This is a genomic window from Trichlorobacter lovleyi, assembly GCF_015239775.1.
Classification (GTDB): Bacteria; Desulfobacterota; Desulfuromonadia; order Geobacterales; family Pseudopelobacteraceae; genus Trichlorobacter; species Trichlorobacter lovleyi_B.
In genome coordinates this window covers 1,366,369-1,381,358 of the sequence record NZ_CP058409.1, presented here as the reverse complement: position 1 = coordinate 1,381,358, position 14,990 = coordinate 1,366,369, and the positions used below count along the sequence as shown (strand labels likewise).

Here is a 14,990-nt window from a genome sequence, read left to right as displayed (position 1 = left end):
TTCAAATTGCCTTTCAAATTGCCTTTCATGTTCCATTCAAAATTCAGCATTCAAAATTCAACATTCCCTTGTAATTGTCTTTCGCTTCCACAGGTACAGACCCGGCATGGCAAGCGCCACACCAACAGCATCAGCCAGCAGGTCACCCCATTCAGCCGAGCGGGCTGTGGTCAGCGTACCTTGCAACAGCTCGATCAGCGCTCCCAGCAACAGGGCATACAGCCCAGCCAATAAAACGGCCCGCAGTGAAACGGGCCGGAGCGTACGAAAAGCAATAACGGTGACAACAGCCATAGCTATGGCGTGATTCAGCTTATCCCACCCCAGCCCTTCTGACGGTGGGGCGGGGATCAGAGCTAGGTACAGAATCACCAACGTAACAACGGCAAGTGCCAGACGCCACACCAGTTGAATGGATAGCATTGATACGGTCGATGTGCGTTCCTGAGATCTCAGGCGGACTTGCCCGGCCTAAGACGCCGCAGGCGACTGTTCAGGCCGGAAAGATCAGGCAGCAGGCTGCGAATCTTTTGCCAACGCGCACGGTCTTCCGGCGGCATCCGAATGGCTGCCTCACGGATAAAGGCGTACAGGATAGCTATAAAGCCTGCGGCAAAGGTTGCTGACAGTACAATTATGCTACGCTTGGGTTTGCTCTTTTTGTCCGGCACCCTGGCTGTCTGGATAACCTGGACGTTCACCACATCCTTGGCCTCACTGAGCTTGGCCATTTCATACTGTTTGGTCAGCAGCTCGACAATGGTTTCCTGGATCTTGAATTCCCGCATCAGGCGCAGGTACTGTTGGCCAAGCTCCGGCATGGTCCCCACCCCCGGCACTACCCCGCCGCCGCCCTGGCCCTCCAGGCGGGCGATTTGGCCCCGCAGGTTGGCAATCGAAGCCTTGGCTGTTTTTACCTCTTGGCTATTTTCAGTGAACTGTCGTTGCAGAGTAGCGAGCTGCACCTCCTGCACTGCCAACTGACCTTGTAACTGGGCAATGCCACCGATACTGGCCTGGGCCTGGTCTGAGACCGAAAAGATCTTACTCTTTGCCTGAAATGCCTTCAGCGCATCCTCGGCAGCTGCCAGATCAGTCCGGGCCTTTATCAGACGGGTTTCAAGATAGCCTCGATTCTTACCAGCACCAACAATATTTAGCTTTATTAACAGCTTACTCAACTCATCAACATAGGCATTGGCAATCGCAGCAGCCCGTTTGGGGTCCTTGTCGTTCACTGTAATGACAATGATGCCATCTTTTTTACCGGAAGAAATAGCAACTTTCTTATCAAGCTTTTTGTATGCATCCAAACGGTATTTGGTCTTATAGACTTCCATCAGATTGAAACGATCAATGATCCGGTCACTGATCTCCTCGCTATTGAGAATGCTGATATACATCTCAGCTGCTGATCCTTTTCCCAACAGGTCTGATGCCAGACTACCCATACCGCCACTGGCCCCCATCAGCATCCCCATCAGGCCGGATGACTCCTGCTGGGGTGGCAGGATGCGGGTGGTTGCACTGTAAATATTTCTGAGCAGCAAGCTGTAGATCACTGATACAAAAGCTGCAATAATTATGGTCTTTACAATCATGCGCCAATTGCGGGCCAATATTTCAAGGTAATCCAGCAGGTTGATCTCGTCATCAGGGTGCTGGTGAGATGACGTTGCTACGGTCTCTTGAGATTCGCTCATCATTGCTCCTATTTCAAACCGATCCAGATAGTACCGGCAGCCACTGCTATATTGGCCAGAATCTGGGTGATATCCTTGATCTCACGCATCCAGGCAATCCGTTCGAGCTTCTGGGGCACCACCAAAGTATCACCCGGCAGGAGCGGGCTTGAACCAAACCCGCCAAAGCTCCAGATCGAGGACTGCTGGCGGCTGAACACGGTACCATCGGCCTTGACCACATACATCTCCGAGCTTTCAGCATCCGAGGTCGGACCACCGGCCTTTTCAAGATAGGTACCCACTTCACCCTCTTCCGGGTGATAGATAAAGGCGGTCTGGTTGTAGACCTGGCCCATTACAGAGACCGTACCTGGGCGTTCAGGAACTTCAAGCATGTCACCGGCCTCCAGTTCAATATTGCTGGAACTGGCCAGAAACTCCTTTGGTTGGGCCAGCTCTATCACCACACGGCCTTCAGCCTTGAGTGTCTTCAGCTTTGCCAGACTTTTACTCAGTGCTTCCAGCGAGGCCTGGGTTGCTGCCAGCTCATCTTTAGAGGTGGCAACGCTAGCCAGCTCAGACTGTTTGCGGGCAACCTGCTGCTCAGTTCTGGCAATCATCTCATCCATATGTTTTTGCTGCTGTTCGCGCACCGACTGCCGGGTAAACTTGGCGCCGCGCAGATAGGCCTTGTCAGTATAGCCCCCAGCCCTGGCCAGCACTGACGCCAGTTTTTCGCCCCGTGAAATGGTATAGACCCCGGGATAGCGCACCTCCCCCTTCAGGGTCACCAGGCGATCTGTAGCATCCTGCCACTCAGAGATACTCCTGACGATCAGGACATCATCGGACTGCAGTGCCAGATTCTGGGTGACATCACCAGCCAGGGCCTGGGCAAGGTTAAGGGGAAGACGCGTCCAGGAGGCCTTGTCCCTGCCGATAATGATCCTGCTCAGTTCTGCCTGATCTAAGTAGGCAAAACGGCGGGGACTTCCGGCAGCAGTTACCAGATCGCGGACGGTCATACCGGGATAGAAGGGGTAGGTACCGGGATTCATCACTGCACCGTTAATGGCAACCCTGGGTTTTTCTTCCATCTCCCAGCGGGAGAATACCCGCACGGCATCCTGTTCCTGCAGCAGGATATTATCTGCCTCACTCCCCTCCAAGGCCCTGCGCAGACTGACGGTTACCAGCTCACGCCGCCAATCAGGGGGAGAAAGCCGCGTGATTTCAACGGAATCAAGATAGGATTCCGGCTGCAACGCCTTGGTTGAAGGCAATAGATCGGTCAGCCGCATCCCTTTACGGAGCTGGTACTCACCTGGCCGGACAACATTCCCTTTCAGGGTAACCACCTGGCGGATCGCCTCTTCCACAGGAAAGACCTTCACCATATCACGGTCCTGCAGCGTTACTGACGACAGCACGCTCTCCGCATCACTTCCTTTGGGCTCATAGTCAAGGGCAATCCGGCTCTGGTTGGCAACAATCCGTTCAACCTGGATACGGCCGGTATAGCCGCTGGCAGCAACCCCGCCAGCCATCCGCAACACCTCTTTCAGACTGGTCTGTCCCTGCAGCTCGTAAATGGCCGGACGCCGGACCTCACCAGCCACCGCCACCACCGGACCAATGACCGGTACAAAAATGGTGTCACCGTTCTGCAGCCGCACATCCTTGCTGCGATCCCCGTTCAAGAGCATTTCATACAGATCAATCTGACCAACGGCCTTACTGCCACGACTGACCTTGATCATACGCAATGATCCATTGCGAGAAGGTCCGCCGGCAGCTGCCAGGGCATTGATGACAGTCCCCAGGGAACTGACTGCATAACGGCCCGGGTTAACCACTTCACCCACCACATAGACCTGAATCGAGCGCAGACGCCCCAGGGTCAGGTTCATGCCAAAATCACGGTAGTAATTTGACAGCGCAGCATTGATGGCAGAGCGGGCCTGATCAAAGGACATCCCCCACAGACGTACCGTGCCGACCTTGGGAATCATCACTTCACCGTTGCGGTCAATCGTCAGGTCCAGCCTGATATCGGCACTGCCCCAGACATTCAGGTTCAGTACATCGCCGGGGCCAACTTGGTAATCGCTTATATCTGGCAGGGTATCTACCGCAGAAATTTGAGCTGTATTGGCAAAAAAATCATAGCCGAACTGCTTCAACTCACGTCCAAGCGGTACGGTATCCATCTTGTCAAGCAAGGTTGTTGTTTTCTTTGAAAATGCTGATTCTATTCGGGATGTCGGTGCATTATCTATTGTGTTGGGTGTACTGGGAGCAGGTGGCACTTTAGCATCACTCTTATCAAACTGCAGCGGTGGGTTCGCCTGCGGAATACTATTTTTTTTACCAAGAGTATCCGCTAACATTTTTTCACGAATGCCGACGGGTAACTGTTGAAACTGCTGAGGCGTCATTGGTGCCGAAACACCTGAACCCTGCAGTGGAGCCTGAATAGTTACCCCCTGTTGGTCCGATGCAACTCCAGCTGGTAAAGATGAGGTGCCAGACACAGCTGTACTGTTCTGATTTACTCCCTGCGAAGAGGGCAGATCCATAAACTGGGCTGCAAAAACCTGTTGAGAACAAACAACAGCAATCAAAACTGCCGATACAACCCCACGAAACAGCTGCTTCATCTGTAGCCCCTTTGATTCAATAACGATAGCGTAGTTCAAGTTTCATAATCTGATTGGTGCGGTGCTGTCCCGCACTCAAATTGACATTTCTGATTCCTTCAACACCATACATCAGTTGCGCATCAAGGTCATCAACAAGCGGCACGGTCCAGGAGATGCGTCCACTGTGTTTTGATTCCATTTCCTGCCCCGGCATCCGGTAGGAACGGCCACGTTCCGTGTAGAAATATTCAAAGGCCAGGTTAGTATGCACACCGAACCAATGGCTGTAACGCCCATAGAACTCCTGCACCCCTGCCCCGCCTTGCGAGTGCCCCGGCGTCATGTTGTGGTAGACATACCCGGCAGGAAACTGCCAGTCACCATACAGCATCACGCTGCCAAAGAAATACTCAAATCTGAGATCATCCTGACATGAACCGGTCAGGCAGGGGATAAAGATACCGCCGACATAGCTCTCCACAATCGGCCAGACACCACCGGCATTATCTTCACCGGAAAATTCACCGTACAGTTCAGTATTGCGGAGCCAGGGGATACGGAAACGAAGATCAAGACCAGCTATGGTGTTGGAATGATCATTGTTGCCGCCTCCCCAGATTGAATCGCCGATACCATCCACCTGGCGTACAAAATTAGCCCCGATCTCCCACCATGCCGCCGGCTTGATTGCCAACTTGGCACCCACCAGATAGGGCTGGCGTGCTGTTGTACCGCTGCCGGTCTTGTCGAAACGGGAAACAAGCAATGCATACTTGACGTCCCCCAGATAGTGCTTCAGCCAGCCGACATCAATCGGCTCAGGACTCCAGAGCTTGATCTGATCGAAGTTCTGGGCATTATTAGTGAGCGTGGTTGTGCCGCGATAACCGGGGCCGAACCAGTTTTCATCCCGGCCGGCTTCAAGGGCCAGACCGCCGCGGCCAATGGTCAGGTAGCCCTTCTCTATAAATCCATGCTGTTTATCCTTGCTGGCCAGCAGTTTGGGTTCAACAAACAGGGTGACATAACGGGAGAGATATCCTTCTGATGCCACACGCAGCTCACCACTATGCCCTCTGGAGTGGATGGTGCCGTTATTATTTTCCAGCAGCGGGGTCCCTTCCGTGCCGGTGACATGCACCTGCTGCGGCCCGAAGGGACGCAGATCTCCACCGATGAATCCAAAGGCTGACTGATGCCCCGGATCAATGGCAGTACGGTTATAGTTGCGTGCCACACCATCCAGATAAACATACCTCAAACGGGTAGAAACCACCGGCGTTGCATCAAACAACTTTGCCTTATGTTCGGGGTTTCGTAGTGCAATCTCCCGTGCGAGCTGTTTCTTCAACTGTTTGACAAAGGCACGCCCTACCGGTGAAGCCGCCTCCCCCTGTTCCCGTAAGTGTTGTTCAGCCTCCAGGGTCAGCCGGGCAGCCTCAGCCCTGGCAAACGGTTTAAGCCCTTTGATATCAGAGGTTATTAACCCCATACCGGTCAATTTTTCAAGATACAGGTAGAGCGGACTGTCCAATGGAATGTTGGAGGATGAGAGTGGTTCCGCATGCCCCGGCAGAATAGCAAGTAACAGTATGCATAAAGTTAGTACTATACGACGTATATACATCAGATCCTCACGGGACATTGCTGAATTTTGAATGTTGAATTTTAGATTCTGAATTCTGAATGTTGTATTCTCAATGTTGGATTCTGGATTTTGAGTATTTTAATGACGATGATTTGATAATGGCTGTTAGAATATTAATAATTGATTCCGAATCACTAAGCAGCTTCTCAACATCAATCGTGCAAATCTCGCTGTCTCGGAGTAATCGTAACCAATAGTTTGTCTCCCTCGCTTCTTTAGAGGCAATTGACATCTTGGCAACAAAGTCAGCCTTGCTTTGTGCAGCCTGCGCCTCTTCAACATTGGCTCCGATGCTGGTAGCCGAGCGTAGTAGTTGCTTTGACAGCACATACTCGCCATTTTTGCAAAGCTGCCTATAAAGGGCAACAACTTGCAGAGCAAAAGAATAACTCTTGTCCCTGATCACATTTTCCTTCATTGCATACTCACCACTCAAGAAAAGGCAATGTTGAATTTTGAATTATGAATTTTAAATGTAACACCCTAAATTCAATCAAGTTTCTAATCCAGAATTCAAAATTCGTCATTCAAAATTGCTTTCTCAGGCCATTCAAAATTGCTTTATGGCAATGTTGAATTTTGAATTATATATTTTAAATGTAAAACCAATAATTTAACCATGTATTTAATCCAAAATCCAAAATCTAGAATTTAAAATTGCTTTTCAAATTGCTTTTCAATTACCTTATTGCAGCACCTTGCGTAGCACGCGAAGTCGTTGCCAGACAACGGCTTTCGGCACATTCATAGCCATTGCCTGCATACATCGCTCAAGCCAGCCATGGCGTTTTTGCAGCCGTTCAAGAGCTTTATCAAGATCCAGCCCAATAGATTGGCCATAGGCGACTTCTGCTTTTGCCACTGCCTGTCTCAGTAGCGTCAGGGAGGGAGCCATCATAGCAAGATCAATCAGATCACGGTTGAATACACCGTCATCACTCCAGCGATCAGAATTAGCCAATAGCTTACTGGTAGCCAAGTCCAGCTGAGTGAGAGTCGCAATACCGCACACTACATCATGAACTGTCGGCGCTGCCAGCTCAATGCGACCCTCCAATACAATCTCAAATTTGATCAGCTGATCTGCCATCCGCAGCATCGTCCGGATACCATACTGATCCGCCCGTATTTCACGGGCGAGTGCCAAGGGTTGTGCATCTATTCGGACTATACCAGCTATGCCACGTGGACCAGTGAGCAACTGGCGCAGGTGACAGTAGCTCGACAGGTCCGATATCAGAAAATCAATATCAACCGACTCGCGATATTCGCCATATCGAAGCGTGATGGCTGTGCCTCCCCCGAACAGGCAGTTGTTCTGCCGTAACAGAGGGCCATTAAGGGCATCAAGAACCTGTGCAATCATCTGGTGGTGCAGTCGTTCAAACATCGCTATGACGCTCACTAAACCCCAAACGCAGTGCGTTAACCAACTGTCGCTCACGATTATCCAGCGCCTGCAGATCCATGTGACGCCAGTTACGTTCGTAGATACTCAGCGCCTCTGCAGGTGTCAATGCATCAATACCCTGTAGTTGCCAGGCAAGCTGCCTGAGTTGTGGATAATCCGCCAGCTGAATACGGGCAGGAATCCACCCCTCCCGGTCAACTTCAGGTTTTTCAATTGTTGCTTCGGAAGGCTTGAAGATACCGAAATCCAAGTCCAAGGCCGCCATGGCATTGAGATATGCGCCAATGGTAACCGAGGGTTCACCGTTCTCGATCCGGTGCAAGGTCACCCGCGACATACCTGCAGCTTCAGCTGTTACAGTCGCACTGATACGCAGAGCCTTGCGTTGTGCACGGATCTGCTTGCCCAGAGTGCAAAGCTTGTCAGCAACTTCGACGGTACTATCGGGAGACTTTGCCGGCATAACGCTTCTCATTTTAAACAAAACATGACGATTGTCAACAACAAGAAACACTAAAAGGCGATATTGGATTTTGAATTATAGATTTTAAATGTAAAACCAATAATTTAACCATGTTTCATTCAAAAACCAAAATCCACCATTCAAAATTGCTTTATGGCAATGTTAAATTTCGAATTAGAGATTTTAAATATAACACCTTAAATTCAATCATGTTTTTAATCCAGCATTCAAAATCCAGCATTCAGAATTCAAAATTGCCTTTAATCTACCTCGCTCCGCTCCCCGCCAGCACCACCCAGATCGTCCTAAGAAGAATCCTGACATCAACCCAGATATTCCAGTTGTCAATATACTGGATATCCAGGCGTACCACCTCATCAAAGTCTGTAATCTGGTTCCGTCCCGACACCTGCCATAATCCAGTAATACCGGGTTTGATACAAATTCTTTTACGATGCCAATTTTCGTAGGTTGCAACCTCAGCAGGGGTTGGCGGACGTGTACCGACCAGACTCATCTCGCCGCACAACACATTCCAGAATTGGGGCAACTCGTCAATGCTTGTCTTGCGGATAAATTTACCTACTTTGGTAACACGAGGATCATCCTTAATCTTGAACATGGCGCCGTTCATTTCATTTTGTGCCATCAGATCCTGCTTACGCTCCTCAGCATCAATAAACATGCTGCGAAATTTCCAGCAACGGAAAATCCGTCCATGACGTCCAACCCGTTCCTGGCCAAAAAAAAGCGGCCCCGATGATTCAAGTCGAATTGCCAAGGCCACAAAAGGAAAAAAACAGGCTGTTATCCCCAAACCGACAACAGCCCCGATAATATCCAGGCAACGCTTGGCAAACAACTGCGCCACATCAAAGGCATAGGCATGAAATGTCAAAATTGGCAAGGCATTGTGAAACAAACCAATTTCACGCTGAGCATTAAAGCCAAACCCGGCAGAAATAACCATCCTGACGGTAATCCCCAATTCACCAAGGCCAAGCAAAAATCCATCAACATCTACCACTACCCGGCGGGGAACACAAAAGATTACCTCATCCACCGGTTGTTGCTTGCAGATTGCCGGCACCTGATCCAAGCCTCCGATGATAGTATATCCCTGCATGGCTGCTGACTGATCATCCTCACCGGCAACCTTAATCAGTCCCACTATACAAAGCCCCCAGTCTTCATGTGCAGCCAGCAAATCAACAAATTGTCTGGCAACGTCGCCTGTACCAATTACCAACAGGTAACGCACGTTTTGGCCTTTACGTCGGAAAAAACGGAGTATCCACGAAACAGACAACTTAGTAAGCAGTGAGAATAGCGTTGAATACAACAGGAAGAGCAATAGTACTGCGCGGCTGAACTCAGAAGTTTTTGTCAGGTACAATACGCTGGCAACAAAGAGCCCACCCCACAGATGAGCCTTAACAAGTTTACCGACCAACCCCCAAAACGATACGGTACGTAGCGAGTTATAAATACCCGCCTGCTGATACAATAGGTACCAGCAGGGCAATATCACCAACAGTAACCATAACCGGTCATTATAGACTTCAAAGCCTGTCCACCCTTTTCGGGTAATATAGGCACAGGTAAATGCCACCAACAGACTAAACTGATCCAGCGCAATTGAAAGGGCAGTAATCAGCCGGGCTTGCTGACGAAGCATAGAATAGGTTCCTATCTGTAAAATCAGTACACAGGGGGCTTAATGAAACTTAACATACCACAGAGTATGTACGTTGGCAAACCGGCGGAGAACAAGCATAGGGCTATGAGGGCGGAATAACTCCTCATCTGCTGACTGTTCTGAGATAGTATTCACCTGACAGTGGGTCATTTTCTAGGGTGCATCTTCGGCCATTTTACAAATTTTTCATGTAACAGCATAAAAAGAAATTTGGTGTTTGTTAATAGATAGCGTTTCCACATACGATTTGGCTCCTGAATTACCCGATAAAACCATTCCAAGCCAGCTTTCTGCATCCAAAGTGGGGCACGTTTGATCTTCCCTGCCACCACATCAAACGTACCGCCAACTCCCATAACAAAGTTAACACCGAGGTGGTCTCGCCATCGATTGATGAAATTTTCTTTTTTGGGGGACGTTATAGCTACAAAAAGCAGCTTAGCTCCTGAATTCTTAATAATACCAACCACATTTTCTTCGTAGCCCCAAAAATAGCCGTGATGGCAACCGGCAATATTTAAGCCAGGAAATTGCATTTTCAGATTGACAACCGTTTTTTCAATAACCTCCTGAGTTGCTCCAAGCAGGAATACTGGATAGGCTTTATACTGAGACAGTTCAATCAGGCGACAGAAAAGGTCCACACCAGCAACTCGTTCAGGCACTTTTAAGCCAATAAAACGTGCCCCCCAGACCACTCCCATGCCGTCAACGTTCACTATATTGCAAGCTTCAATCGAAGATTTTAGTTCAGGATCACACTGCGCGTTGACAATTTTCGCAACATTTACAACGACATGTTGAATAAATTTATTATTATCAATCCCATGTTCAATAAAATCCACCGTCTTATTCATTGTCCATGGATTAATTCCCACGCCAAAAAAAACAACTTCTTTTTTATCAGAAACTATATCTTTCACTGTTGCTTCCACCAGATTGCTAATATAAACAGCGCATACAACTTTCTACTGTTATCGTAAGCGCCACGCAGATGACCATCCCAAAGTTTTTTGACTGCATTGATATTTATTATCGTAGAGTAGGGAGAATTGGCTTCGAAAAGAACAGCACTTACTCGATCTTGCCACTCCCCACGAATCCAAGTGCCAAAAGGGACCTGAAATCCTTTCTTTTTTCGATGCACAATCGAATGTGGTAGAAATGATTGAGCCATCTTTTTGTGAACAATTTTTCTGGTTCCCAAACCGACACGATATTCAATCGGTAACGATTCAATAAACCTCACAAGCTCAATATCAAGCATTGGCACACGCGTTTCAAGCGCAGTGGCCATTGAAATTTTATCACCATAAATAAGTAGGTCATCTGAAAGATTCATTCTGCTGTCAATTCGCATCATTTGCTCAACCGGTTGACACTTAGTCGGTTCCAGCCATTTCAGCCACCTGCCGATATCTTTGTTGGCATTGCCATCGCCTGAATCACCGATAAGCATTTGTCGTTCAACCGATGAAAATAAAGCGTATGCCTCTTCAAAACGAGTTGCAATATCAGACAAAGGCATACTACGAAAAGCTCGTTCGGCAAATTCTGGCAAGTTCGGAAATTTTGCAGCAAAAGAGGTTACTCCAGCCCAAATACCTTGAAATGGCAACAGATTTCTGACTATTTCAGATTGATATCGTGTGTAACCTCCCCACGGCTCATCACTTCCTTGTCCGGTCAGCACCACCGTAACATTTTCACGGGCTTTACGAACCAGATACCACATAGGTAATATGGATGTCGTACCTAAAGGTTCTTCTACTGATGCAACAATCCTTGGGACAGCATCCCACAGTTCATCCGCCGAGACAGTAACCGGTATGTGAGAAAAACCCAACACAGATGCAGTTTCTGCAGCATCATTAAGTTCACATTCTTTATGCGTACTGCCAAATCCGACTGAAAAGCAGGGGAGCATAAGGCCTCGCTCCTTGGCCAAAGCCGCAACAAGGGCAGAATCTATTCCACCTGAAAGCAGTATTCCAACAGGGACATCGGAAAGAAGTTGTCTCTGCACAGCAAAACTCAGCTGCTCGTGGTATGCTATAACAGCCTCATCAATAGTACCTTGAAATTTGTCGCAGGTTGGCTGTATGTAGCAGTTCAGTCTTGTTGAAGCGGTTGCTAGGTCATGAACAAGACAGTGACCCGCCGGAAGGCGTTGAATGTTTTCCCAAAGTGTGCGTGGAGAAGGAACATATCGAAGAGTAAGAAACGTCTGGAGCGATTCATTATCAATTGCTATAGGTGCGTTAGGCATACTACGAAGCGCTCTGACTTCAGAGGCGAAGAAAAATGCTGTACCGGTATCGATATAGTACAGGGGCTTGATACCGAATGGATCTCTGACGAGATACATTTTTTCTGCCTGTATATCAACCGCACAAAAGGCAAACATGCCATTCAACTTTGATAAAAGCCGATCAATCCCCCATTGGCTGAGTCCCTCCACCAAGGTTTCAGTGTCGGAGTGTCCGCTAAATGGGCCATCGAGAGTTTTCCTGATATCGAGGTGATTGTAAATTTCACCGTTATATGTCACCCACCAGCGTCCGTCTTTACTGGTCATTGGTTGATGCCCTGCTGGGCTTAAGTCAAGAATGGAAAGGCGTGTTTGTCCAAGCCACACCTTTTTTCCTGCAATTGATAACTCAACCGACCCACGATCATCCGGACCACGGTGTTGTAATTTTTCTAAAACATCGGAGGTATTGCCTAGCTGATAGAAGAGTCCAGCATAGCCGGCTATGCCACACATGACGGATAACCATCAAAGCAGAAAACAAAGCATTTGCATTGAATTATATTTGATTTTTTCACGTTTATGTTCTCTTCCTTATCAACCGAGCTGGAACTCCGCCCATTATTGAATATGGTTCTACGTCCTTTGTAACTACGGCACCAGAACCAATAATACTTCCCATACCTAATCGCACACCAGGCATAATTATCACATTCCTGCCAATCCAGACATCATTTTCAATAACAGGTGTAACGCCTTTTTCTTCACCTTGATATACCATTGGCTTGGCAATATCAGTGTAATTGTGAGTTGCAGTCAAGATCGCAACATTTGGTGCAATCATGACATAGTCTCCGATTATGGCGCCTTGAATAAACACATTTTCATTTACTTGACAGTCTTTACCGATTGTCACGTTAGAGCCATTACCGATATAAATACAGGGTTCAAAATAATCAATCTTTCCGGACGATACGATGCCGAGTATTTTCGAAACATACCAAACTCTGATTTTGTTGCACACCGGCAATAATCGTGAATGTGGTAGTCTGGAAATTATCAAATAATACAAAACAAGTTTTAATCTATTCATGAGCGCAATACTCCGAAAGCGCATTTACATAAGGCATAACTGCCCAACGCAGCATATTACTGTTACGCCTGAAACCGAATCGATCAATCACAGAATAAATTTTATTATCCTTGATGAAGTTACGCTCAATCTGATCGATTAGATCAGCAGCGGTTTTCATGTCACCCAGCATAACCGCCAGAGCCAGCATCTCCGCATTATCGTACAGATCATATTTTACCAGACCAAGTTTATCAGTCTTAGCGAAACGCTTGTATAGACGGGTTGCAGGGTCATATAGTTTATTAGTAAGAAAAGTATACCCTCTCTTGACTATGTCATTGGCAGCATTCAGCGGTACAATCCTGCTAGTCTTAATTATATTTTTTAGTATGAAACAGCTGTGAAAGCAATCAGTAAAATTACCCGGTAGTGAGTCGGCATAATATTCCCAACTACCGTCATCAGCCTGCCTATCAATGATATAGCAGTAAAGTTTTTTAATTTTATCAACAATGTAGTCTCGGTGCTGTGGCAGATAGACCAAAAGCAGTGCATACATGAACATGGAATAACTGTTAGCATTTATAACAATTCGTGGTTCGTAAACCGGCGCATAACTTAAGGCCAGAGATATAGCGTCCTCATGCATTACAAGCAGGTCTTTCTCCAAAAAACAAAACACACTGGAAATTAGTGTATCATATTCGTTGGACTTAGCCAGCTCACTGTATCGGATGAGCGCTTCTAAGGCATAGGGGGTGTTAGTGGAATACGGCATCGCTTCAGGATATCGTCCATTTTTTGACGACCAGGGAGCATTCATGCCACAGCAAAAACCGCTATAGCCGTGCGAAGAAATGGATACAAGGCTATCAATATGGTACTTTGCTGCATCCAAGAGAATCCGGTTATTCTCTTTTTTGTAGCTCGCGAGAAGAGCAAGTGCGGCCAATGCGCGAACCATTGGGTATTCCTGCTTCCTATACCCAATTCGCAAAGAATTGTTGATAAAATGATCAAACATCATCAAAAATGCTGCCGGAAGAATGCCGATCATACGACTACGATTAAATAGTGCCTTAACTTCGAGTCCGAGATGAGATTTCCAGATGTCATACGGGTCGTAGGTAGTTAGATCTTTTTGAATGCAAATATTTTTAATCAGATGGAGGTTCATTGTCGTATCCGCTGACTCAAATTCAACAGGCTGGTGGTTTGCGGGCTTCTATCCAGCGACACCAACCAAACAGTTTTCCAATTTGTTCCGCAAAAGAATCAGGTATCAATTTACCGAGATGACTATAATGTGATTTATCAAAAAACCTCACATAGTTGACAATATCTTTAAATCCGCTATTTTCAAAAAGTTTTTGAGCCTCCTGTTTTGAATATACTTTGGCGAGCGGACAGTCTGGTCCATCAGTGTTAATTGACAACCACTTCTGTTTGTTCATATGCTCTCCTGTGAGTATTTCTTGATGTCGGCGTAACTTGTATTCGCTGAAGCCAGTGATTGTCGATATTATTTTAGGTGCAGTGGGAGGCAGAAGCAAATATCTGAAAATTTTCCTTAAAAACATAATCTCAAAATAGTAGTTTATTGACGTACGGTTATATATCATGACATGAATGGTGCCCCCGGGTTTGAGCACACGAAACATTTCAGATACGATTTTTTCTGTATTCGGGCTATGATGAATTACTCCACAAGAATAAATATGATCAAAGATTGCATTTTCAAACTCCATTTGTTCTGCATTCATCTTCCTTATTTCCCCGGAAAGACCAAATACTAAAAACGCCTCTTTTGCAAGCGATACTGAACCTTCATCCAGATTGATACCTGTATAAATCGCACCATTTTTAGCAAACTGTCGCCCATCTGTGCCAACTCCACAACCAACCTCAAGAACTTTTTTATTTGTGAACTCGTTAAATCTCGCGATAATGGGAATATGGCGAATAAAATCATAGCGTTTCCGCTCTATTTCATTAAAATATGCCTTGCGTTCGGCTAATATACTGTTATCAGAACCACAAGGGTTTGCAGACCAGAACTTTTCTACATCTTTTAAATTTGGTTCATAACTCATAGGTAGACCTCCTCGTATTGAAG

12 protein-coding genes and 1 pseudogene are annotated in these 14,990 nt (G+C 47.2%); all 13 read right to left on the bottom strand.

The genetic code is table 11. The features are described from left to right. Nucleotides 1-57: 57 nt before the first annotated feature. The 13 genes and pseudogenes from FY034_RS06310 to FY034_RS06245 all read right to left on the bottom strand — a co-directional run bounded on the left by FY034_RS06310 (nucleotide 58) and on the right by FY034_RS06245 (nucleotide 14,967). Entirely contained in the window at nucleotides 58-423 is a 366-nt protein-coding gene (locus FY034_RS06310; RefSeq protein WP_265554530.1) for a hypothetical protein, read from the bottom strand. A 29-nt stretch (nucleotides 424-452) separates the two neighbouring features. Then, nucleotides 453-1,703 carry a GumC family protein gene (locus FY034_RS06305; protein ID WP_265554528.1) on the bottom strand — a complete coding sequence of 417 codons (1,251 nt, stop codon included), beginning with the start codon at nucleotides 1,701-1,703 and terminating at the stop codon, nucleotides 453-455. Between the two features lie 8 nt (nucleotides 1,704-1,711). Next, a complete protein-coding gene (locus FY034_RS06300) occupies nucleotides 1,712-3,907 on the bottom strand; it encodes an SLBB domain-containing protein (RefSeq protein ID WP_265554525.1) in 2,196 nt (731 codons plus the stop codon). A gap of 454 nt (nucleotides 3,908-4,361) precedes the next feature. Then, nucleotides 4,362-5,954: a capsule assembly Wzi family protein gene (locus FY034_RS06295; protein WP_265554523.1), complete on the bottom strand. Its 1,593-nt coding sequence runs from the start codon at nucleotides 5,952-5,954 to the stop codon at nucleotides 4,362-4,364. 70 nt (nucleotides 5,955-6,024) lie between these two features. Further along, nucleotides 6,025-6,393 (bottom strand): four helix bundle protein, encoded by a 369-nt coding sequence (locus FY034_RS06290; RefSeq protein WP_265554521.1) that lies wholly within the window; start codon nucleotides 6,391-6,393, stop codon nucleotides 6,025-6,027. A 267-nt stretch (nucleotides 6,394-6,660) separates the two neighbouring features. Continuing rightward, entirely contained in the window at nucleotides 6,661-7,365 is a 705-nt protein-coding gene (locus FY034_RS06285) for a nucleotidyl transferase AbiEii/AbiGii toxin family protein (RefSeq protein ID WP_265554519.1), read from the bottom strand. Further along, complete coding sequence (locus FY034_RS06280; protein ID WP_265554517.1) at nucleotides 7,358-7,849, bottom strand: helix-turn-helix domain-containing protein; 492 nt, start codon at nucleotides 7,847-7,849, stop codon at nucleotides 7,358-7,360. Before FY034_RS06280 ends, FY034_RS06285 begins: the two co-directional genes overlap by 8 nt. Before the next feature lie 265 nt (nucleotides 7,850-8,114). After that, nucleotides 8,115-9,527: a sugar transferase gene (locus tag FY034_RS06275; RefSeq protein ID WP_265554516.1), complete on the bottom strand. Its 1,413-nt coding sequence runs from the start codon at nucleotides 9,525-9,527 to the stop codon at nucleotides 8,115-8,117. 167 nt (nucleotides 9,528-9,694) lie between these two features. Beyond that, entirely contained in the window at nucleotides 9,695-10,471 is a 777-nt protein-coding gene (locus FY034_RS06270; protein WP_322573238.1) for a WecB/TagA/CpsF family glycosyltransferase, read from the bottom strand. Next, nucleotides 10,468-12,315, bottom strand: a complete 1,848-nt coding sequence (asnB, locus tag FY034_RS06265; RefSeq protein WP_265554514.1) for an asparagine synthase (glutamine-hydrolyzing) — start codon at nucleotides 12,313-12,315, stop codon at nucleotides 10,468-10,470. Before asnB ends, FY034_RS06270 begins: the two co-directional genes overlap by 4 nt. A gap of 70 nt (nucleotides 12,316-12,385) precedes the next feature. Continuing rightward, nucleotides 12,386-12,541: pseudogene (locus FY034_RS06260) on the bottom strand (DapH/DapD/GlmU-related protein); the annotation flags it as partial. 343 nt (nucleotides 12,542-12,884) lie between these two features. After that, the gene (locus FY034_RS06250; protein ID WP_265554512.1) at nucleotides 12,885-14,051 is read right to left on the bottom strand and encodes a hypothetical protein; all 1,167 of its coding nucleotides are present in this window, start codon (nucleotides 14,049-14,051) and stop codon (nucleotides 12,885-12,887) included. 22 nt (nucleotides 14,052-14,073) lie between these two features. Beyond that, on the bottom strand, nucleotides 14,074-14,967 hold the full coding sequence (locus FY034_RS06245) for a class I SAM-dependent methyltransferase (RefSeq protein WP_265554510.1): 894 nt from the start codon (nucleotides 14,965-14,967) through the stop codon (nucleotides 14,074-14,076). Between the last annotated feature and the right edge of the window lie 23 nt (nucleotides 14,968-14,990).

Coding starts and splice junctions, on each gene's coding strand:
- FY034_RS06310 (WP_265554530.1), bottom strand. CDS start 423: ATGCTATCCATTCAACTGGTGTGGCGTCTGGCACTTGCCGTTGTTACG.
- FY034_RS06305 (WP_265554528.1), bottom strand. CDS start 1,703: ATGAGCGAATCTCAAGAGACCGTAGCAACGTCATCTCACCAGCACCCT.
- FY034_RS06295 (WP_265554523.1), bottom strand. CDS start 5,954: ATGTATATACGTCGTATAGTACTAACTTTATGCATACTGTTACTTGCT.
- FY034_RS06290 (WP_265554521.1), bottom strand. CDS start 6,393: ATGAAGGAAAATGTGATCAGGGACAAGAGTTATTCTTTTGCTCTGCAA.
- FY034_RS06285 (WP_265554519.1), bottom strand. CDS start 7,365: ATGTTTGAACGACTGCACCACCAGATGATTGCACAGGTTCTTGATGCC.
- FY034_RS06280 (WP_265554517.1), bottom strand. CDS start 7,849: ATGCCGGCAAAGTCTCCCGATAGTACCGTCGAAGTTGCTGACAAGCTT.
- FY034_RS06275 (WP_265554516.1), bottom strand. CDS start 9,527: ATGCTTCGTCAGCAAGCCCGGCTGATTACTGCCCTTTCAATTGCGCTG.
- asnB (WP_265554514.1), bottom strand. CDS start 12,315: ATGTGTGGCATAGCCGGCTATGCTGGACTCTTCTATCAGCTAGGCAAT.
- FY034_RS06250 (WP_265554512.1), bottom strand. CDS start 14,051: ATGAACCTCCATCTGATTAAAAATATTTGCATTCAAAAAGATCTAACT.
- FY034_RS06245 (WP_265554510.1), bottom strand. CDS start 14,967: ATGAGTTATGAACCAAATTTAAAAGATGTAGAAAAGTTCTGGTCTGCA.